The organism is Halobacillus sp. Marseille-P3879, from assembly GCF_900240285.1.
GTDB lineage: Bacteria > Bacillota > Bacilli > Bacillales > Halobacillaceae > Halobacillus_A.
In genome coordinates this window covers 241,954-262,699 of the sequence record NZ_OESS01000001.1, presented here as the reverse complement: position 1 = coordinate 262,699, position 20,746 = coordinate 241,954, and the positions used below count along the sequence as shown (strand labels likewise).

Sequence of the window (20,746 nt, the reverse complement as noted above, 5' to 3'; positions counted from 1 at the left end):
ATAGGTGGGAGAAGTATGGCTCATTTCAACCTCCTTATCCGCTCGGATGGTCTTCTGTTGATCGTCCAGGGGTTAATCGCTCCCATTTCCAGATGAACCAAAAAATCACCTCCATCGTCAGACAGAGGTGAGCACCGTTGTTATAGAATTCCAATAGAAGCTAGTAAAATAACAACCGCGACAGAGATAACCGGAATCAGCACAGCTACAATAAAAATATCTCTATAGCTGTCTTTATGAGTCATCCCCGTAATCGTTAACAGCGTAAGGACAGCCCCGTTGTGCGGCAGTGCGTCAAGTCCTCCTGAAGACAGGGAAGCAATTCGGTGGAAGGCTTCCGGACTGATGCCTGTATCCATTGCTATTTCATAATATTTCGATCCCAGGGCTTCGAGGGCAATCCCCATCCCTCCTGAAGCTGAACCTGTAGCACCAGCCAAGACGTTAACAGCAATAGCTTCAGAGATTAGCGGATTGCCGCGGACTCCCATTAACACCTCAGTTAATTGCTCAAACCCAGGGACAGCACGCACGACTGTACCAAATCCTACGGCGGCACTGGTGTTAATAATTGCAATTACAGAACCGCCTGCTCCGGCGTTAATAGATTTCACGAATTTCTTGAATTTAGCGAAGTTCAATACCATGATTAGTAGAATACCAGAAATTAATGCTACAACAATGTCCCAATTAAATAGATTTAAAGTAATAAGTACCGTAAGCAAAGGAAGCACGGATAATAGAAAGTGGGGGATTTTTTCATCATCTGCTACGAGATTGTTATCTTTGGGTTCGGTAAAATATTCACCGTTCTGCATAAGCTTTTTCTCACGCCAGCGTAAATACAAATATCCACCCACAGCCATCACAAGAGCCGCGATGATCCCCATGGCAGGGGCCGCTGTGGCGTTTGTGTCAAAGTAATCCATCGGAATCAGGTTCTGGATCTGCGGGGTGCCCGGGATCGCGGTCATCGTAAAGGTGAAGGCACCAAGCGCCACTGTGGCCGGGATTAAACGGCGGCTGATATTGGCTTCTCTAAATAACGAGATTGCAAGCGGATAAACAGCGAAGACAACGACGAATAAGCTGACGCCTCCATAGGTTAACACTGCTGCAGAGGCAAGGACTCCGAGGATCGCACGCTTCGTTCCTATTACTTTCGTTAAAGCAACCGCAACGGACCGTGCCATTCCAGTATCCTCCATTAACTTACCAAACACAGCTCCCAGCATGAAGACAGGGAACCATTCCTTCGCAAACCCGACAAACCCTTCCATATACGTATCCTTATAGGCATCAAGTAAATCAAGCCCGCCTGTTAAAGCAACCACACCTGCCGCAATGGGGGCGACCCAAATGATCGACCACCCAAGATACGCCAGTGCCATAAGGACAATCAGCCCTAATAAAATTCCAAGCATCAAACTTCCTCCTTCGTTTGTGAGCGTTTAAAGAGCTTCAACGACCATCGCAATTCCTTGTCCGCCGCCAATGCACAACGAGGCGACGCCATATTTCTCATTTCTCCTTTTCAACTCCTTCACTAAGGAGTAGAGCACTCGTGTTCCGCTTGCGCCAATGGGGTGACCAAGAGCAATAGCTCCTCCATTCACATTTACCTTCTCCCGATTTAGACCTAATTCTTTTTCTACAGCCAGATATTGAGCAGCGAAGGCTTCATTCACTTCCACTAATGCCATATCGTCCAGCGTTAAGTTTGTTTTTGCTAAGGCGTTTTGAACGGCTGTAACAGGACCGATTCCCATATAACCCGGATCAACACCTGCCAGTCCATAGGAAACCACTTTAGCTATGGGAGTCAGACTCTTCTCTTCTACAAAATCTTCCCCAGCTACCACCACAGCTCCAGCCCCGTCATTAATGCCGCTTGCGTTGCCTCCTGTCACTGTTCCGTCCTTTTTAAAAGCAGGCTTCAGTTTAGCCAGCATCTCGGACGTTGTATCAGCACGGACATGCTCGTCTTCATCAACGATCACTGTACCTTTTCGTGATTTCACTTCGATTCCGACGATTTCTTCTGCCAGCCGCTCTTTCGCACCCGCTGCCCGCTGATGACTTAAGGAGGCATACTCATCCTGGGCTTCACGCGTAATCTCATACTTTTCTGCCAGGTTTTCAGCTGTCACGCCCATTCCGCCTCCGATATACTCATCTGTTAAAGCAGCCCAGAGCATATCATCTACTTTAGGAGCGGCCAGCTTCGTCCCAAACCGGCTTCCCCTTAAAGCATGGGGGGCTAGACTCATGCTTTCTGTACCGCCCGCTAAAGCAGCTCTTCCGTCGCCAAGCTGGATCGCCTGCACAGCAGAAACTACCGACTGAAGTCCAGAGCCGCACAAACGATTCACGGCTAACGCCGGACTTGAGATCGGTAATCCTGTTTTGAGGGCCACGTGCCTGGCCAAATAGGGAGCATTTTTTGCAGAATGAATGACATTTCCGATGATGGAAAAATCAATCTCTTCCGCTTGAATGCCGCTGCGGCGGATAGCTTCTTTACTTACGGTTACACCTAATTCGGTTGGATCCACATCCTTTAATTTTCCTCCAAACGTACCAAAAGGACTGCGTGCTCCTTCTAAAATATATACATCTTTCATAAGAATCCTCCTTTATTGAGCGGTATAGCCGCCATCAATGACAACAGCCTGTCCGGTAATTCCTTTAGCTTTCTCATCTGCTAAGTACAGCACGTAATCAGCAATCTCTTTAACCTCCAGTAACCGCTTCTGCGGGACAAGCGGATAAATAACTTCTTCGAGCACCTTCTCAAGTGATACATTGCGGTTCGCCGCTAAATCCTCCAGCTGATTGCGGACAAGAGGCGTATCGACATATCCGGGACAGATCGCATTGACCGTAATGCCGTGCTCTGCTCCTTCAAGCGCTGTTACTTTTGTCAGCCCGATTACGCCGTGCTTTGAACTGTTATACGCTGCCTTCCCGGCAAAGCCGATTAACCCATTGATCGATGCCATATTGATAATTCGGCCGAAGCCTTGCTTTTTCATAATCGGAAATACGTGTTTTGTAGCCATAAACGGAGCGACCAGCATCACGTTCGTAATAAACTGAAACTTCTCTGTTGGAAAATCTTCAATCGCTGCCACATGCTGTAAGCCTGCGTTGTTAATTAAGACATCCAGCCTTCCATATTGGTCAACCGTTTGATTAATCGCCCCCTTCAGCTCTTCTTCATTCGTGACATCGCATTTTACCCCGATACAGTCATAACTCCGGTTTTTAAGGTCCGCCGTCACTTCATTCAGCTTCTCTTTGTTGATGTCACTAAATACAACCTTTGCCCCTTCTTCGGCAAAAGCCAGACCCATTTGATAACCAATCCCACTTGCTGCTCCAGTAATAAATACAACTTTCTCCACCTATAACTCCCCCTTTGATGATTAAAAAGATGCTTCAAGTAAATTCGGATGAATCTTTAACTCTGCTTCCGTTGAATCTTTAATCTCCTGCACTGTCCAGCCTTCCGCAACTTCCACTAATTCTAGCCCTTCTTCCGTAACATCGATCACTGCTCGCTCGGTAATGATACGATCGACAACGCCTTTCCCTGTTAACGGCAGCTGACATTGCTTTAATATTTTCGGGGCTCCGTGTTTGTTGACATGATCCATAATGATAACCGTTTTCCTGGCACCATGAACGATGTCCATCGCCCCGCCCATCCCTTTAATCATTTTTCCTGGAATCATCCAGTTGGCTAAGTCTCCATTTTCATCAACTTCCATACCTCCGAGAATCGCGAGGTCAATGTGCCGGCCCCGGATCATCGCAAATGACTCCGCACTGCTGCAATAGGAGGCTCCAATCGAAGCAGTGACCGTCTCTTTCCCGGCATTGATTAAGTCAGGATCGACTTCATTTTCATAAGGGGAGCGGCCAATCCCTAATAATCCGTTCTCCGATTGAAGCACAACCTCCTTATCCTCCTGAATGTAATTCGCCACCATCGTCGGCATTCCAATACCTAAATTTACGTAGAAACCGCTTTCAATTTCCTGTTCAGCTCTTCTCGCAATCTTCTCCCGAACGATTGCTCTATCCAGTTGTACAGCCATTTATACCCCTCCTCTAATTATGCCTGCTGCCTTACTGTAAGACGTTCTATACGTTTTTCCTGAGCTCCCTCAATGAGACCCTGTACATAAATGCCAGGTGTATGAATGTGATCAGGATCAAGCTCACCAGGGTCGACGAGTTCCTCCACTTCTGCAATCGTCACCTTGCCCGCCGCCGCAATCATCGGATTAAAATTACGCGCCGTCTTGTTGTATACCAGATTCCCATAGCGGTCGCCTTTAGCTGCCCGAACAAGACTAAAATCTGCTTGCAGCCCTTTCTGCAGTAAGTACTCTTTTCCATCAAAGCTCCTTACTTCTCCTCCTTCAGCAAGTGGTGTTCCAACCCCCGCTGGTGTGTAAAAAGCTGGTATGCCTGCACCTCCTGCACGGATCTGCTCAGCCAGCGTTCCCTGCGGTGTCAGCTCGACTTCAAGCTCGCCTTCTAAGACCTGACGTTCAAATTCTTTATTCTCCCCCACGTAGGAACCGATCATTTTATCAATTTGTTTATTCTTTAAAAGCAGACCGAGACCCCAGTCGTCGACCCCGCAATTATTTGATATGACCGTTAAATGCTTCACCTTCGAATCTACTAACGCCACTATTAAGTTTTCCGGTATGCCTACCAGACCGAAGCCGCCCACCATTATGGTTGAATGATCTTTTACTCCACTGACAGCTTGTTCAAACGATGGATAGATCTTTTTCATCATTACTCCACTCCCTTCACCCTTTATATATGCAAAATTCATGCCAACTTTTAATAGCCGTCCAAACACTGATAGACAAAGAATGTAACAAATCGACACCTTCCCATCCTTTTCGAGATTCTGGAATATTGATAAAAAATTCATTCCTAAACTATGAAAACCCTCTCAAACCAAACAAAAAGAAACCATTCCACATTCTCGGAATGGTTTCCGGGTTTCTGGAATGGTTTATATATTATACTTTTTCACTTTTTCATAGAGACTTGATTTGCCGATATTAAGAGCCTTCGCTGCTTCAGCCCGGTTTCCGTCAACTTTTTTTAATGTCCGTTCGATGGCTTTTTTTTCTGCCTTCTCCAGCACGTCCTTTAAAGTGTCTCCTTCTTCAAAAGCATACGTTTTATGCTGGATATGATCAGGCAGGTCCTCCACTTGAATGGTTTCCGTATTTGTTAAATGTACCGCCGCTTCAATGACGTTCTCAAGCTCCCTGACATTTCCTGGCCACTCATACTGCTGAAGACAATGATACACATCCCGATTGAAATCAATCACCCGCTTGCCAACTCGTTCCGTCACCTTTTGCAATAAATATTTCGACAGAACGCGGAGATCTTCCGGCCGCTCACGTAAAGGCGGGATTTTTACCTGGACGACGTTAACGCGGTAAAATAAATCTTCCCGGAACTGCTGCGATTGAATCAGCTCCTCGAGCGACTGGTTGGTAGCAGCTATGATCCGCACGTCAATCTGCTCAGGTTTCACGCCCCCGACAGCCTCCACTTCGCCTTCCTGCAGAACGCGGAGAATTTTTACCTGGGCATGAAGCGGCATATCTCCAATCTCATCTAAGAAAAGCGTGCCGCCGTTGGCCAGCTGAAACTTTCCAGGTTTCCCGCCTTTTTTCGCTCCAGTAAAAGCCCCTTCCTGATAGCCAAACAGCTCTGATTCTAGTAAGTGCTCCGGAATGGCTGCGCAGTTGACCTTTACAAAAGGCTTCGTATGACGCTCACTGAGCTGGTGAATGCTGTGCGCAAACAGCTCCTTTCCTGTTCCGCTCTCCCCTCTGAGTAATATTGACACATCCCCCGGGGCAAGTTTCATTATCTTATTTTTGAGCTTATCCATCTCAGGCGAACTGCTGACAATATCGTGCAGCGAGTATGAGGCGCCATTTTGATCTTTCATTTGTTTGCGGTAAGCTTCAAGCTCAAGCAGCAGTGCTTTAATATGACTGTTCATCTTCAGCCACTCTTCGGTATCACGGAAAAGCACCATTCCAAGAGCACCCACGATTTCTCCATCCGAACGAAGCGGCACACGGTTTGCCACCATGTACTTGCCGCGGATTTCCTGAAGATCGGCCATTTCCTCGACCCCTGTTTCCACCACAATGTGCATTCTCGTGTTATCAATGACCTCTGTGACATGCTTGCCTTTCACTTCGGATTTATCAAGCTCAAGAAACCGGCAATATCCGTCATTCATATATGAGATATATCCACTGCGGTCCACAATCACAATGCAATGATTGGCGTTACCGAAAAACGTATCGAAAATATCGTTCTTATAATCATCCAGTATCGATAACATGTCTACAACTCCTGTGATAACGTTTTCAAAACTTCTTATCTAGAAGTCTACCATGTTTCGACGTCAGCATCTATATCATAGAAGACTTCGACAGTAACTGCTGCTAAGTCAATGAAAAATTATAAGATTTTTTTGACAAATAGATCTCTTATGTTAAAGTGAACTTATTCATAAAATGAACATGTTCATATAAAAAATGTGTTCATGTTAATTAGTACTACTACTTAATTAAATACTGGGGAGGATTGCAAATTGGTATGAATCATTCAAGAGTAGAAAAATCAATTTTTTGGCCATCCTTACTTTTGGTCGTAGCAGTTACGTTAGTCTTAGTTATCTACCGCGAATCAGCAGGTCCTATTGTTGAGAATATGATGACAGAGCTCACGTTTCGAATGGACTGGGCCTTTGAATTTCTTACCATTGGTTTATTCGTTATTTTGGTATGGCTAATGACCGGTAGATACGGACGTGTGAAATTGGGGAGTGTGGAGGAACAACCTGAGTTTTCTCGCTTTAGCTGGGGTGGAATGCTCTTCTGCGCCAGCATGGGGACGAGCATTATGTTCTGGTCTATTGTAGAACCCTTATATTATTACACGGGGCCTCCGTTTGGTATAGAAGGTGGAAGTACAGAAGCAGCTGAATATGCCGTCAGCTATGGACTTTTTCATTGGGGAATCTCAGCCTGGGCCCTGTATGCATTGCCAGCTGTGGTTATGGCTTATAGTTTTTTCGTTCGAAAGAATTCCTCTCTTAAAATTAGTGCAGCATGTGAAGGCGTTCTTGGAAAGCATGCTGATGGATTGTTAGGTAAGGCTATAGATGTTTTAGTCATTTGGAGTATGATAGGGGGACTTGGCACTTCCCTGGGATTAGGTGTCCCAATGGTAGCAGCTGTTCTCGGTGACCTATTTGGCATTGAACCTTCATTATGGTTGAACGTTGTCATTATAGTTATCTGGACATTTATCTTTAGTTCCAGTGCTTACCTTGGTTTATATAAAGGAATTAGGAAACTTAGTGACTGGAATGTCTATATGGCGTTAGGGCTGGCTCTATTTGTCATTATTGTCGGTCCTACCCTCTTTATTCTTTCTTACTTCACAAACAGTTTAGGCTTAATGTTGGACGATTTTATGAAAATGAGCCTGTACACAGATCCGATTAGTCAAGGAGGATTTCCTCAGGCTTGGACTGTCTTCTATTGGGCATGGTTCGCAGCCACAGCACCCTTTATCGGTATTTTTGTTGCACGTATTTCCAAAGGAAGAACAATTCGTGAATTAGTCTCCAATGTTTTACTTTGGGGTTCACTTGGGAGCTGGATTTATTTCGGAGTATTTGGCGGGTACGCAATGGATTTGGAGTTAACTGAAAAAATAAATCTCACACACATTTTAATGAACGAAAGTGAACCAGCAGTCATTGTAGCAGTATTAAATTCATTACCTGTTCCTATGATCGCTTCTATTTTCTTTGTAATTCTAGGGTTTATTTTTCTGGCTACGTCTCTTGACTCTGCTAGTTATGTAATCGCAAGTGTGGCAACAAAAGAATTACAAGCTAATGCGGAACCTGCACGTTGGCACCGACTTCTTTGGGGAATACTTCTATCAGCCTTAGCTATTAGTTTAACGTTTGTAGGGGGACTAAACGTCGTACAAACTTCTTCTGTGCTTGTATCCGTTCCTATTCTAATCATGTATGTATTAATGGCTGTCTCATTGATAAAATGGTTGCAGCAGGATGAACACCTTCATGTGCACGTTAAAAAAGGTTCGAAATAGAGGAAGTGAATTAATGAAATCAAACAAAAAAAATATACAACGCGCTCGTATGTGGCGTTATTTTTTAGATGCTGCTACAGAAATGATTGAAGAAGAAGGGATCGATAATGTAACGATCCGTAAAATTGCAGACCGAGCAGGCTTTACAAGTTCCACTGCTTACAATTACTTTAAAGACCTCTCGCACTTGAAATTTTTTGCAGCTATGCGCTTTACGAAAGATTACATTGAGGAGTTACCCCGTTATATTGAAAAAGGAAACAATACAATAGAAAAGTGGCTGTACTCCTGGGAGTGTTTTTGTAAGCATTCTTTTGACCAGCCAAAAATTTACTCTGTTATATTTATGGATGATCTTGGGTCCGTGCCCCAGGATCTATTAAATGATTATTATAATATCTATCAAAATGATTTAATTGGTCTGCCTGAAGAAGTTCAGTCCATTATTATGGAGCACAATTTCTCAAAACGAAGTGCTCTCTACATCCAAAGCGCAGTTGAGGAAGGATTAATGGATGAAGCAAACGTAGATTTCATATCGAATAGCACGTTGATGATCTGGAAAGGTATGATGAACACATTTATGAATCACCGCAGAACTTATTCAAAAGATGAAGCTGTACGTCAAACCCTTCATTATGTAAGCGAAAGTGTCATAAATATCCTGGATCCGCATCAGCGTAAAACCATTCGATTCAAGCCCGATATATAACTGGATTCAACAAGAAAGGATGATTATATGGTCTTTAACATAAAAGATTCACAGAAACGAAGAGTAAAAACAAACTTCCCAAGAGAAATTGAGAAACTCGATCATGTAGAGATCCCTATGTCGGATGGTACTCAGTTGGCAGCTACAATCTGGCTGCCAAAAGATGCTAAAGACCACCCCGTTCCTGCCATATTAGAATATATCCCATATCGAAAAAATGACTTCACAGCCATACGAGATTCTGTCCGCCACCCTTATTTCGCGGGACACGGATATGCAAGCATCAGGGTTGACATTCGAGGCTCCGGGGATTCCGATGGTGTATTAAAAGACGAATATTTGCTGCAGGAACAAGATGATGCTCTAGAAATTTTAGATTGGATCTCTAACCAGCAATGGTCAACAGGGGCAGCCGGGATGATCGGAAAATCATGGGGAGGATTTAACAGTCTTCAAGTGGCTGCGCGTCAGCACCCCACGTTAAAAGCTATCATCACCCTTTGTTCTACGGATGATCGTTACTCAGATGATGTCCACTACAGAGGAGGAAATATTCTTGCATCCGATATGCTTTGGTGGTCATCCACGATGTTTGCCTATAATGCCCGTCCTCAAGACCCGGAGGTTGTTGGAGACAAGTGGAAAGAAAACTGGCTCGACCGTCTAGAAAATACTCCTCCTTTTGTAGAGGAATGGATGAGGCATCAACGCAGAGATGACTATTGGAAGCACGGATCGATTTGTGAAAATTATTCGGATATACAAGTTCCTGTTTTCGCTGTCAGCGGATGGCAAGATGGATATACAGATGCGGTATTCAGGCTCCTTGACCATCTGCCTAAAGAAAGCAAAGGACTCATCGGACCCTGGGCCCATGAATACCCTGAAGTGGCGACTCCTGAACCAGCTGTTGGATTCCTGCAAGAATGCTTGCGCTGGTGGGACCAATGGTTAAAAGGTGAAGATACAGGCATCATGGAAGAACCAAAGCTCATTTCCTGGATTCAAAACAGTGAGAAACCTGCAGTAAGTTATGATGAAAGACCAGGAAAATGGGTTGGAGATAACTCCTGGCCTTCTCAGCATGTTAATACTCAATCCTTATGGGTTCAGGATGGGAAACTTTTACACAGAGCTGGCAAAGGCCAAGAATATACCATTCCAAGTGTACAGGAACATGGATTCTATAGTGGTGTATTCTGTCCCTTCGGTCAGCCTGGTGACCTCCCTGCTGATCAAAGATTAGAGAATGGAAAGTCGGTTGTGTTCACTTCAGAACCATTAACCGAAACGATCGACCTTTTAGGACACCCGGTATTTCAAATGGAATTCTCATCTGACCAGGAGAATGCTTTAGCAGTTGTAAGACTATCAGATAAAGCTCCTACAGGAGAATCCACCTTGATCAGCTGGGGAATGCTGAATTTAAATCATTTAAGTTCTCATGAATTCCCTGAAAAGCTGCAGCCAGGCAAAAAATATAAAATTTCTATTAAACTTGATGCCTTAGGACAGCAAGTACCAAAAGGACATCAGTTAGAAGTAGCAGTTGCTCCCACTTACTGGCCTCAGGCATGGCCATCTCCTAAACCAGTAACATTGACGTTATTTTCCGGAGAGGCTACTAGAATTGATTTACCTATACGTACTCCACAAAAAGCTGATGATTCTGTAGGACAATTTGACGCTCCAGAAACAGCGCAGGTGATGGATAGAGAAATTATTCGTAAAGAAAGACGCACTCGCAGCATCACTCATCAGCCTATTGAGAATGAGTGGAAGTTGGAGGACTTTTCTGACGAAGGAAAAAGAAAGCTACCATCAAATGGAGTAGAGTATGGAAGCATCAACAAAAACACGTACACTATCAAAGAGAATGATCCTCTTTCAGCCCATGCCGAATGTGAATGGGAGCTGACTGTAGGACGCGACGACTGGCAAACAAAACTGGTCACACACAGTGAAATGAAAAGTGATGAGACAAGCTTTTATTTAACGAACATAATGACAGCTTATGAAAATGAAAATAAAATATTTAATAAAACATGGCAGGAAGTCATTCCAAGAGATCATGTTTAACTAAAAAAGGGTGCCTTGTTAAAAGGGCACCCTACATGTTTATTCAGTGATCAGCTCCAGTTCTACAGGAACAAATTCTTCCACTTCTTCCCCGCTTACTACCTGACCAGCCGTAGTGATTGCTTCTTCTCCTATTAATTCAGGCTGTTGCGCAACCGTGGCATCCATACGCCCTTCTGATACAGCTTCACGGGCATCGTCGGTGGCATCAAATCCGACAACAACTACTTCTTCTGCTAAATCATTAGATTCAAGTGCTTCTACAGCACCTAAGGCCATCTCGTCGTTATGGGCAAATACAGCATCAATTTCACTGTTGCTTTGAAGAATGTTTTCCATTACATTCAAGCCGCTGGAGCGGTCAAAGTCAGCTGACTGCTGGGCAACCATTTCCATTCCATCCATTTCATCAACGATATTATGGAAACCTTCTCCTCTTTCCCTCGTAGCTGATGCACCTGAAATTCCTTCAAGCTCTACTAAATCCCCCTCTTCTTCCAGCTGTTCAGCGATATACTCGCCAGCCATTTCTCCGCCTTCCACATTATCTGAAGCAATGTGAGTGACTACTTCTCCCTCATCCGCTGTACGGTCTACTGTAATCACCGGAATGTCAGCACTGTTGGCCGATTCGATCGCCGAAGAAATAGCTGATGAATCAGTAGGGTTTACGAGTAACACATCAATGTCCTGCTGAATAAGATCTTCAATATCACTAACCTGCGATGCTGAATCGTCCTGGGCATCTGCGGTAGTAATCTCGTAACCTGCTTCTTCAGCAGCGGCTTCTGCTCCGTCTCGTAGTGAAACGAAGAAAGGGTTATTTAATGTGGAGATGGACATTCCAATTTTAATTGTTTCATCGCCATCTCCGGAAGTTTCCTCTGAAGAACTCCCCGGGCTTTCCGTCGAACAAGCTGCCATAACGACCAATAAGCTTACCACACCAATTGTTTTCAACCATTTTCTCATGCTACTTTTCCTCCCTTTTATATAGGTGTTATTTGGATCTGCGGTCTAGTAAAACTGCCAGCAGTATTACGCTGCCTTTTACAATTTGTTGATAGAACGAGGAAACGTTCAATAGATTTAACCCGTTATCGAGGACTCCTATAATCAACGCTCCAATTAACGTACCGGTAAGCCACCCTCGTCCTCCTGTCAGGCTTGTCCCTCCGAGAACTACAGCAGCAATCGCATCTAATTCATACATCGTCCCCGCTGTGGGTTGCGCAGAGTTTAACCGGCTCGTTAAGATAATCCCAGCTAATACCGAGAGCATACCGGTAATAGAGTAAACCCAGATTTTTACCCGGTCGGCTCTTATTCCCGATAAAATAGAAGCTTCTTCATTTCCCCCAACTGAATAGACTTGACGACCAAAGATGGTATTTCTCAGAACAAAAAACAATACGGCAAAAGCAATCAGCATTAAAATCACGGGGAAGGGGATACCAAATACATAGCCTTTCCCAATCATTTCAAATGAGAAGCTGTCTGAAAGTCCGGTAATCGGACGCCCTTCGGTATAAACCAGCGTAGCTCCGCGGAAAATAGTCATTGTTGCCAGCGTCGCTATAAATGGCGCAACCTTCCCTTTGGTAATGATCAGCCCGTTCACAGCCCCCATAAGGAGTCCTGCTAACAGACCAATAAAAACCGCTAACATTGGGTCCATTCCACTGGAGAGCATGCCAGCCGTTAAGGCACTTCCGAAGGCAAGAATAGAGCCGACGGATAAGTCAATTCCTCCTGTTAAAATCACAAACGTCATTCCAAATGCAATCAGTGCATTAATCGAGATCTGCCTTAATAAGTTTAAGATGTTGTTTAGGGTAAAGAAGCTGTCACTCGTAAAACCGAGGATAATTACAATGATAATCAGACCTATTAAAGGACCTAATTGGGAAAGGTTGTTTACTATTTTTTTCTTCATCCCTTACTCACCTCCTGTAGCCGCATGCATGATCTTCTCTTGATCTGCTTCACCCCGGTCGAAGATTTTTGCCATCCTTCCTTCATGGATTACCATAATCCTATCGCTGACACCGAGTATCTCTGGCAGTTCAGAGGAAACCATAATAATGGCGACACCCTGCTCCGTTAATTGATTGATAATATGATAGATTTCCTTTTTAGCCCCTACGTCGACTCCCCTGGTGGGCTCATCTAATATAAGTAAGCGAGGTTGGATACCGAGCCATTTGGCAATAACGACCTTTTGCTGGTTTCCTCCGCTTAATGATTTGACCTCTTGCTCCCGGCCTGTTGTTCTTACGTGAAGCTTCTTAATTAAATCATCAACTAAATCTTTTTCCCGGGTATTCGAAACCCACCCCTTATTGGAAACCGCTTTCAAATTTGGCAATGCTACATTTTCCCTAATGGATAAATTAAGTACAAGTCCTTCATCTTTACGGTCTTCAGTTATGAATCCTATTCCAGCTCTAATGGCGTCACGGGGATGAGTAACGTCTATTGGCCTGCCTTTCAACACGACCTGGCCTTTCGTCTTCCTGGCTGCACCAAAGATCGTTTCCACAATCTCTGTCCGGCCTGCGCCCATCAAACCTGCCACCCCGAGAATTTCTCCTTCTTTTACTTGAAAGTTAATTCCTTCAAACCATTCATCTCTTGCTAAATCTTTAACCTCAAGCAATGTATCTCCTATCACATTCGACCTCTCAGGGAACCGTTCACCTAATTCTCTGCCCACCATCATTTTTACAACCGACTCAAAGGAAGTATCCCTAATTTGTTCAGTTCCAACTGATCGTCCGTCACGCAGCACCGTAATACGGTCGCATATTTGAAAAATCTCTTCCATCCGGTGAGAAATATAAACAATACTTACACCTTGTTTACGGAGCGACTCAATAACTTTAAACAAACTGGTAATTTCCCGGTCCGTTAAAGCAGCGGTGGGCTCATCCATAATAATCATTTCGGCATTCGTAGAAATGGCTCTGGCAATGTCAATCATTTGTTGCTTTCCCACGGATAAACTACCTGCTGTTGCATTAGGCGGGATGTTTTCCACTCCCAGGCGTTTCAAGCTTTCAAGCGTTTGTTTTTGCATCTCCCTTTTCCGCAGAATTCCTGTTTTTCCGATTGAAAGCTCTTTTCCTAAAAACATATTCTCGGTTACGGTTAAGTGAGGGATGATATTTAATTCCTGGTGAATGACTACGATACCGTGTTTTTCAGCTTCTTTCGGGTGAGAAAAGTCAACTTCTTTATTCCCTGTCATCGTTATCGTCCCGCCGTCCCGAGGATGAATGCCTGTTAACACTTTAATCAGCGTCGATTTCCCTGCTCCATTCTCTCCCATCAAAGCATGGACCTCTCCAGGCTTCACAGAGAAATCTACTTTCTGCAGTACGTGATTTCCAGAGAATGACTTGTCGATGTTTCTCATTTCCACTAGATTTTGTTCTGCCATTACTCCCACCCCATTTCTTAAAAGATAACGCCCGCATGCAGCATGACATTGGAATATGGCGTTGCTTCCCCTGTCCGAATAATCATTTTGGACTGCTTGGCATCTTTTTTAAATTGTTCATGAGGCAGCTGCTGGACTTCGATGCCTGACAGACAATCTTGTAATTTATTAAAAACAGGGGCGTTCTTACTCTCCATCTCCTGAGCAATGGTTGCCGCTTCTATTTCCATATCTTCCATGACTTTGGTTAACACCTGAACGAGTCCCGGTTCTCCTATGGATAAGGAGACGTCGATACACTTTACGCCATCCGGGACAGGCAGGCCACAGTCGGCAATTACAATCGTATCTGTATGGCCTAACCGAGCTAAAACACCGGCTATTTCTCTATTTAATATTCCTTGCTTCTTCATCGCTTGTCTAACCTTTCTTTTAGAAACTCCTCCACTTGCTGCAAATGGGGCATACCCCCTTGAGCTCCTTTCTCCATAACGGATAAGGCAGCGGCAGCATTGGCAAAGCTGACCGCACGTTTCAGTTTGATCCCTTGAGCAAGCTGCGTTGCTAATGCTCCATTAAATGTATCTCCCGCTCCTGTCGTGTCTTTGACAGTAACTTTGTATCCTGGGATATTCACTTCAGCTCCCTGGACATAAAGAGAAGATCCAAGCTTACCTTTTGTAGTAATCCATTTTCTAAGCACATCCTCATCGATCAGATCCTTTTTAAGAAGTTCAGCCTCCAGTTCATTCGGAGTCATGTAATCAACTTGATGTAATATGGATGAAGGCAGCGGTTGATAAGGGGCTGGATTTAAAATAACAGGTACGTTAGCCGCTTTAGCGACTGACACTACATAAGAAATCGTTTCTAAGGGGATTTCCATTTGCAGCAGAACGATATCGCTTTTCTCAATTACTTTTCTATGTCTTTTCACATATGAGGGAGTCACAGAATGATTGGCCCCGGGAGCCACAATAATCCGGTTATCATTATTAGTGAGAATAATTGTAGCTGTACCAGTAGCCTGGCCCTCTATTTTTTCAATGGCTGACGTATCGACTCCTTCCGCCTGAAGATGATTCTTGAGATCGGCTCCGAATACATCCGTCCCAACAGCTCCGATCATGTGAACATGACTTCCTAATCTAGCCGCTGCTACTGCCTGGTTTGCTCCTTTACCGCCCGGATAAGTGGCAAAGCTTTCTCCCAGAACCGTTTCCCCTTGCTTTGGAAGAACGGAGGTAGATACGGTTAAGTCCATATTAATACTGCCTATTACACATACAGAAGATGCCTCATTCAATAGCATCGTCCTCCCTTCTACAAGTAGAATCTCGTTCAATTAATTGAACAGCAAATTCTTCTACGAACGTTTTCCTTTCATTGTTTTCAACTTGTTCGATTAACAATTCTGCCGCACGGGACCCAATTTGATAAATGGGCTGGGCCATCGTTGTTAGTGCGGGTGAAGTAGTTTCTCCAAGCTTTATTCCGTCAAACGAAATAATGGAAAGCTGTTCCGGCACAGAAATGCCCAGGCCTTCCGCTGCTTTAATAGCTCCAACAGCCATTAAATCATTAGCAACAAACAAACCATCAATTTCCGGCTGCCCTGTGAGAAGTTTTTCTGTTGCTTTTTTTGCCCCTTCAAAGTGATACGCTCCCTGCTCCACGTACGCTGAAGTGAACCACTTTTCTTTCTGGACCACATCTAAATACCCTCGTAAACGCTGCTTCGCATTGCTTACATGTTCCGGTCCAGCTACATGAGCAATTCTTTGGCATCCGGAATCTTTTAAATATTGAACAGCCTCTTTCGCTCCTTCCCGGTTGTTTACCGTGACAGAAGAAATATCTGAATGAATAATTCGGTCCAGAGCCACTACAGGTATATCGAAGCTTTCGATATAATCGGCTGTCATTGTACTTGAAACAATAATGATTCCATCTACAGATTTTTGTGTTAAGGCATCTAAGTAAGCCATTTCTTTACTTAAGTCATCATCCGTATTACACAATACAAAAGTAAACCCTTGTTGTTTCGTCATATCTTCTACTGCCCGTGCCAATTCCGGAAAGAAAGGGTTCATAATATCAGGGACAAACAGCGCAATCATCTTCGAACGGCCCTTAAATAAACTGCGAGCCACATCGTTCGGACGATAATTTAATTCGGAAATAGCCTTAGCCACTCTCTCTTTAGTATCACTTCGAACATAACCATTGCTGTTAAGGACTCGAGACACCGTTGCGACTGACACCTCGGCCAGTTTTGCTACATCTCTAATCGTTGACATTGCGTTTCATCACTTCCCTGTTTCTCATAGGTGTGTAACCCGTTACATAGGTGATAAAAAAATATAGAACTAAAAAATATGTAACCTGTTACACACATGGTAAAGCGCTTACAATATTTTGTCAACCTGAATATTATATAAGTAAAGACCGGGCACTTTTATATAAAAAAAGCGCCTTTATTCAGGACATTCACGTCCAAAATAAAGGCGGCGCTTCATCTATAAATCAATCACTGCCTGTGATTAACAGGTCATCCTTAAGAACAGTCAGCACAGAGTCAGGCGTTACTTCTTGTCCAGGCGTCATATCTATCTGTGTGATCGTGCCGCTTACGCCCACGCACACTTCTACGACTTCTTTGTCTTCTGTTTCGATTAAAAACAACGGTTCCCATTCATACACATAGGCTTCGTCATCCACACAAACTTCCTTAATCGATCCATAACAAGGACTGTACACCTTTTCGAGTACTTCTTTCATGGTTTCGCTCCTTTGTCTAGACTCACCTTTTGCGCTTGCAAAGCGGAAGGCTTTTTCTTTGGAATTCTTAACTGTTCCCGGTGTGGCATGCAGCTTTTTTCTAACATGTAATCTACTATATTCAAATCATGTCCATGACATTACAACAGTAGAATTTTTATTTGCAAACAACCGGTCAGTTCTAGACCATCGACTATTTTAAACCTCTTCTTCGTCGAAAATCAAGACCTGCTTTTTCACAATATTTAACAAAACTGTTGCAACAGATTTATAACATGCAATAATAGGAAAAGAAATACAGAAATTAGTAGAGTTGATTAGGAGAATGATCATGACGGAGCAGTTATTAAAAGAAGCGAAGAAATTTCAGAAAAAGCGTCATTGGAACAATGCCGCTGCCTGTTACCGGCAATACCTTTCCGAATCTAAAAGAACCGTACAAGCTGAGGTGTACGTAGATTATGCGAGAAGCTTGAGAATAAACAGTAAAACGAACAAAGCGTTGGACGTTTTAAAGGAGGGAAAAACAGCTTGTACAAAAGGAATTATCAACCCTTCAAAGCAGTAAATCCTGAAAAATTACACCCCCTTTGCGGCTGTTCACAGAAAGCAGGACAAAGAAATAAACCAAGTCCTGCCTCCTTAAGATTGCGGCTTTTGTTCATAAGCAAGCTTTCGAATCACCTTTTCATGCTCTGGATACTCAAAAAGCAGCTCATCTTGAGTAAACAATTCAAAATCATCAAAATCAAACCCAGGAGACACCATGCAGCCGACGAGGGCAAAGGTGTCTTCTTTTTTTACGGAAGAACCGAAAATCGTCTGCTCCGGCACGAGAAACTGAAGGACTTCCCCCTTGTCTGCCTGCAGCCCAAGCGTTACTTCTTCATACCTTCCTCCAGGCGTTATCATATGAATGGTTAACGGACTCCCCGCGTGAAAGTACCACAGTTCATCTGACTGCAAACGGTGAAAGTGAGATACATCCTCTGACCTCAGTAAGAAGTAAATACTCGTATAAAGCACTCTCTCTCCCTGCAAAAAGTCCTTTCTCTCATTGGAATTATACGAGGGTCTGTAAAATCCTCCTTCGGGATGAGGCTTAAGTTCCAATTGTTCGATATAATCATTAGCTTTCAACATAAATTCTCCTTTCTCGTGTTAAAATAACGAGTTATTTTTACTGTTTAAGCAGAATAAAATTTGTATATTGGCATGACTAAATAGAAGGAGGTTTCAAAGTCACAGATGTCGAATACTCGGGAGAAGTTTTAAAATCAGCTGAAAGTTCAGCGGCAGGTCCCATTTCTTTTCTATAACCCACCCCTTTAAACATCAGTTTTTTAAAAGTCTCTCCGCTTTTCTAAGACTGCAGGCTTTAAAAACGGAGGAAGAATCTTCCCCAATCTACTATAAGGAGGAACCCGATGTCCGCATCGCGAATATTGAAATGGGTAACCGGAGGGCTTGAAGCTCTTTTAGGTATCCCCATTGTCGGCGGTACAATCATTATTTCCCTTCTATGGATTCCACTAGCAGTGATGCTCGCTTTACACATCGTCACTTTAATCTTAACCCAAAAAGACAAAGGTCCGACACGAGGCAGTATATTAGGAATTATCGCTTCGTCGATTGGATGGATTCCTGGTGTTGGGATGGTGATGCACATACTTGCTGCTGTATTTCTTATGATCGATGCCTCTAAGGCTGACCCTGAACCGAATCCTGAAGCGGCTTAGACACGAAAGGTTAATTTTTATCTTTCCAATCGGGATTAACAGGTTCCACAGGACTTACGCAATGGTCTTCCAGCTGTTTATGGAACCCTGTATGAATTAAAATGAGACTTGAAAGATTTAGATTTGCAACTAAAAAGCTAGAGCAATCGCTCTAGCTTTTTAGAATGTTTCACGTGAAACATTTATATCCCCCGCAACAGATTGTAAACACTTTTACCCAATTTCCCTTTGACGGTCTAGTTCATTTAAAAGTTCATCTAAGGATTGAGAAATTTTAACTAGACGGGGGTCTTGAGGATTTTCTAAATAAATGTCCTGCATTACTGTTCTAAGGAGTTCCACTTGCTCTTCTAGATCATTCATTTTAATGGTAACACCCCCACCCTTACTATTTACCCGATCTATTAGATTGATAACATCCCTGAACATGATGTCATAATATCTAAATATTTGTTAACTAATTGTTGCCTCTCTGTTATTTTTGTCCTAATTCATAGTTTTAAACAGGAACAATGGTGGTAAACGCTAACGGTGAACTTATGCAGCCAGAGTCTTTGAATACTTTTCGCCGCATGAAACCAACAGCACAGCTTGTGTTTCAAAACCATTTATTTTGTTAGCTTTGTACAATTGTAAATTAACATTTATAATAGAATGATAGATAATATAGACTAGTATGACTGATAGAGAAAACGCCTTCGAAACTGCCTAGTGAGGGAGATGACAAATGGGAAGAATGAACGTTTTAGTAACAGGTATTGGGGGTCCTACTGCCCAGGGGATTCTTCAAGCTCTTAAAGAAAAGGAAAATGTACATATAGTCGGAGCTGACCGCCGTCGTGTCACTTCGGGGAACCAATTTTGTGATAAAACTTATCAAATCCCCCGCTTCACCCAGGAGGATCATTATAAAAAAGCGATTGCCGAAATTGTAGATAAAGAAGAGATTGATGCCGTCTACCCTTGCCTCCATGAAGAAATTGAGATTTATCACACCTTTAGAGAAGAATTACCGGTGAAAGTAGCACTCCCCCAAAGCTGCCACTTTGAAATTCTTAGGGATAAAGAGAGTACATACCACTATCTGCAGGAAATAAACTTAGATGCTTACGTTCCTAAATATTATGGGTTCAATCACGCAACCGAGCTTCGGGAAATTGCAGACAATTATTTTACTGATGACGAGTATATTGTTGCTAAACAAGTGGAGGGGCATGGCTCTTTAGGATTTGCCATTTTAACCGACCGCGATAATTTCCTCGAGGCCTTAAAGAAAGGGCAGAATAAAGTTCTTAACATCAATGATTATTGCGAGATCGATACGGGCGAGCGGAGAATTGCCATGGAATACATGGACGGGATGGAATACAGTGTCGATGTTTTCATTCATGAAGGAGAAGTAATTGTAGCCGTACCCCGGGAACGAGACGGTGTTTCAAGCGGGCTCGTGTTGGATGGAAAAGTCGTTTATAACGAGGAACTTATAGAAGCGGCGACTTTAATTACCAGACAGCTTGCGACCAACGGCTTTATCAATCTGCAGTTTATTGCAGCAGGAGATGGATATAAGCTGACAGATGTCAACCCTCGTTTTTGCGGTAGTCAAATTATGAGTCTTGGAGCAGAGGTCAATTTTCCTTACCTGTTTTTACAGTATAACGTTCTGGGAGAATATCCAGAAGTCGATCCGAAGTGGAATATGAGAATGATCCGCTATCGAGATCATTTATTTGTAGACGAGAACAAAGACAATAGTACATAGGTCTGGAAAAAAAGTGCTGAACCCTCAGCACT

21 protein-coding genes are annotated in these 20,746 nt (G+C 43.5%); 6 read left to right on the top strand and 15 right to left on the bottom strand.

Annotated elements, in window-relative coordinates:
• Positions 1-140: 140 nt before the first annotated feature.
• From C1A12_RS01425 to C1A12_RS01400, 6 genes are all read right to left on the bottom strand, one after another.
• On the bottom strand, positions 141-1,424 hold the full coding sequence (locus tag C1A12_RS01425) for a GntP family permease (protein ID WP_101842072.1): 1,284 nt from the start codon (positions 1,422-1,424) through the stop codon (positions 141-143).
• Between the two features lie 27 nt (positions 1,425-1,451).
• Entirely contained in the window at positions 1,452-2,624 is a 1,173-nt protein-coding gene (locus C1A12_RS01420; RefSeq protein ID WP_101842071.1) for an acetyl-CoA C-acetyltransferase, read from the bottom strand.
• Between the two features lie 12 nt (positions 2,625-2,636).
• Entirely contained in the window at positions 2,637-3,407 is a 771-nt protein-coding gene (locus C1A12_RS01415) for a 3-hydroxybutyrate dehydrogenase (protein ID WP_101842070.1), read from the bottom strand.
• A gap of 21 nt (positions 3,408-3,428) precedes the next feature.
• Positions 3,429-4,103: a 3-oxoacid CoA-transferase subunit B gene (locus C1A12_RS01410; protein ID WP_101842069.1), complete on the bottom strand. Its 675-nt coding sequence runs from the start codon at positions 4,101-4,103 to the stop codon at positions 3,429-3,431.
• A 17-nt stretch (positions 4,104-4,120) separates the two neighbouring features.
• Entirely contained in the window at positions 4,121-4,816 is a 696-nt protein-coding gene (locus C1A12_RS01405; RefSeq protein ID WP_101843244.1) for a CoA transferase subunit A, read from the bottom strand.
• A gap of 228 nt (positions 4,817-5,044) precedes the next feature.
• Positions 5,045-6,409 carry a sigma-54-dependent Fis family transcriptional regulator gene (locus C1A12_RS01400; RefSeq protein ID WP_101842068.1) on the bottom strand — a complete coding sequence of 455 codons (1,365 nt, stop codon included), beginning with the start codon at positions 6,407-6,409 and terminating at the stop codon, positions 5,045-5,047.
• Between the two features lie 257 nt (positions 6,410-6,666).
• Here C1A12_RS01400 and C1A12_RS01395 point away from each other — a divergent pair, with 257 nt between their 5' ends.
• From C1A12_RS01395 to C1A12_RS01385, 3 genes are read left to right on the top strand one after another with little or no spacing between them, the layout of a single operon-like run.
• Positions 6,667-8,199 carry a BCCT family transporter gene (locus C1A12_RS01395; protein ID WP_101842067.1) on the top strand — a complete coding sequence of 511 codons (1,533 nt, stop codon included), beginning with the start codon at positions 6,667-6,669 and terminating at the stop codon, positions 8,197-8,199.
• Between the two features lie 13 nt (positions 8,200-8,212).
• Positions 8,213-8,911 carry a TetR/AcrR family transcriptional regulator gene (locus C1A12_RS01390; protein WP_101842066.1) on the top strand — a complete coding sequence of 233 codons (699 nt, stop codon included), beginning with the start codon at positions 8,213-8,215 and terminating at the stop codon, positions 8,909-8,911.
• A gap of 27 nt (positions 8,912-8,938) precedes the next feature.
• The gene (locus C1A12_RS01385; protein WP_101842065.1) at positions 8,939-10,990 is read left to right on the top strand and encodes a CocE/NonD family hydrolase; all 2,052 of its coding nucleotides are present in this window, start codon (positions 8,939-8,941) and stop codon (positions 10,988-10,990) included.
• Between the two features lie 39 nt (positions 10,991-11,029).
• Here C1A12_RS01385 and rbsB read toward each other — a convergent pair whose 3' ends face one another.
• The 7 genes from rbsB to C1A12_RS01350 all read right to left on the bottom strand — a co-directional run bounded on the left by rbsB (position 11,030) and on the right by C1A12_RS01350 (position 17,213).
• Positions 11,030-11,962 carry a ribose ABC transporter substrate-binding protein RbsB gene (gene rbsB, locus C1A12_RS01380; RefSeq protein ID WP_101842064.1) on the bottom strand — a complete coding sequence of 311 codons (933 nt, stop codon included), beginning with the start codon at positions 11,960-11,962 and terminating at the stop codon, positions 11,030-11,032.
• Between the two features lie 28 nt (positions 11,963-11,990).
• Entirely contained in the window at positions 11,991-12,926 is a 936-nt protein-coding gene (rbsC, locus tag C1A12_RS01375) for a ribose ABC transporter permease (RefSeq protein ID WP_101842063.1), read from the bottom strand.
• A gap of 3 nt (positions 12,927-12,929) precedes the next feature.
• Positions 12,930-14,432 (bottom strand): sugar ABC transporter ATP-binding protein, encoded by a 1,503-nt coding sequence (locus C1A12_RS01370; protein ID WP_101842062.1) that lies wholly within the window; start codon positions 14,430-14,432, stop codon positions 12,930-12,932.
• 17 nt (positions 14,433-14,449) lie between these two features.
• Complete coding sequence (gene rbsD / locus C1A12_RS01365; protein WP_101842061.1) at positions 14,450-14,845, bottom strand: D-ribose pyranase; 396 nt, start codon at positions 14,843-14,845, stop codon at positions 14,450-14,452.
• The gene (rbsK, locus tag C1A12_RS01360; RefSeq protein ID WP_235001501.1) at positions 14,842-15,738 is read right to left on the bottom strand and encodes a ribokinase; all 897 of its coding nucleotides are present in this window, start codon (positions 15,736-15,738) and stop codon (positions 14,842-14,844) included. Before rbsK ends, rbsD begins: the two co-directional genes overlap by 4 nt.
• Positions 15,731-16,732 (bottom strand): LacI family DNA-binding transcriptional regulator, encoded by a 1,002-nt coding sequence (locus C1A12_RS01355; RefSeq protein ID WP_101842059.1) that lies wholly within the window; start codon positions 16,730-16,732, stop codon positions 15,731-15,733. The genes rbsK and C1A12_RS01355 overlap by 8 nt, the downstream gene beginning before the upstream one ends.
• A gap of 226 nt (positions 16,733-16,958) precedes the next feature.
• On the bottom strand, positions 16,959-17,213 hold the full coding sequence (locus tag C1A12_RS01350; protein ID WP_101842058.1) for a hypothetical protein: 255 nt from the start codon (positions 17,211-17,213) through the stop codon (positions 16,959-16,961).
• A 331-nt stretch (positions 17,214-17,544) separates the two neighbouring features.
• Between C1A12_RS01350 and C1A12_RS01345 the strand changes: the two genes are divergently transcribed.
• Positions 17,545-17,781 (top strand): hypothetical protein, encoded by a 237-nt coding sequence (locus C1A12_RS01345; protein ID WP_101842057.1) that lies wholly within the window; start codon positions 17,545-17,547, stop codon positions 17,779-17,781.
• 74 nt (positions 17,782-17,855) lie between these two features.
• Here the strand turns inward: C1A12_RS01345 and C1A12_RS01340 are convergent, their stop codons facing one another.
• Complete coding sequence (locus tag C1A12_RS01340) at positions 17,856-18,356, bottom strand: cupin domain-containing protein (RefSeq protein WP_101842056.1); 501 nt, start codon at positions 18,354-18,356, stop codon at positions 17,856-17,858.
• A gap of 284 nt (positions 18,357-18,640) precedes the next feature.
• On the opposite strand from C1A12_RS01340, the gene C1A12_RS01335 reads away from it, so the two are divergent.
• On the top strand, positions 18,641-18,952 hold the full coding sequence (locus C1A12_RS01335) for a hypothetical protein (RefSeq protein WP_101842055.1): 312 nt from the start codon (positions 18,641-18,643) through the stop codon (positions 18,950-18,952).
• A 213-nt stretch (positions 18,953-19,165) separates the two neighbouring features.
• Here C1A12_RS01335 and C1A12_RS01330 read toward each other — a convergent pair whose 3' ends face one another.
• Positions 19,166-19,315, bottom strand: a complete 150-nt coding sequence (locus tag C1A12_RS01330; RefSeq protein ID WP_101842054.1) for an aspartyl-phosphate phosphatase Spo0E family protein — start codon at positions 19,313-19,315, stop codon at positions 19,166-19,168.
• A gap of 364 nt (positions 19,316-19,679) precedes the next feature.
• Here C1A12_RS01330 and C1A12_RS01325 point away from each other — a divergent pair, with 364 nt between their 5' ends.
• On the top strand, positions 19,680-20,714 hold the full coding sequence (locus C1A12_RS01325) for an ATP-grasp domain-containing protein (protein ID WP_101842053.1): 1,035 nt from the start codon (positions 19,680-19,682) through the stop codon (positions 20,712-20,714).
• The last annotated feature ends 32 nt before the right edge of the window (positions 20,715-20,746 follow it).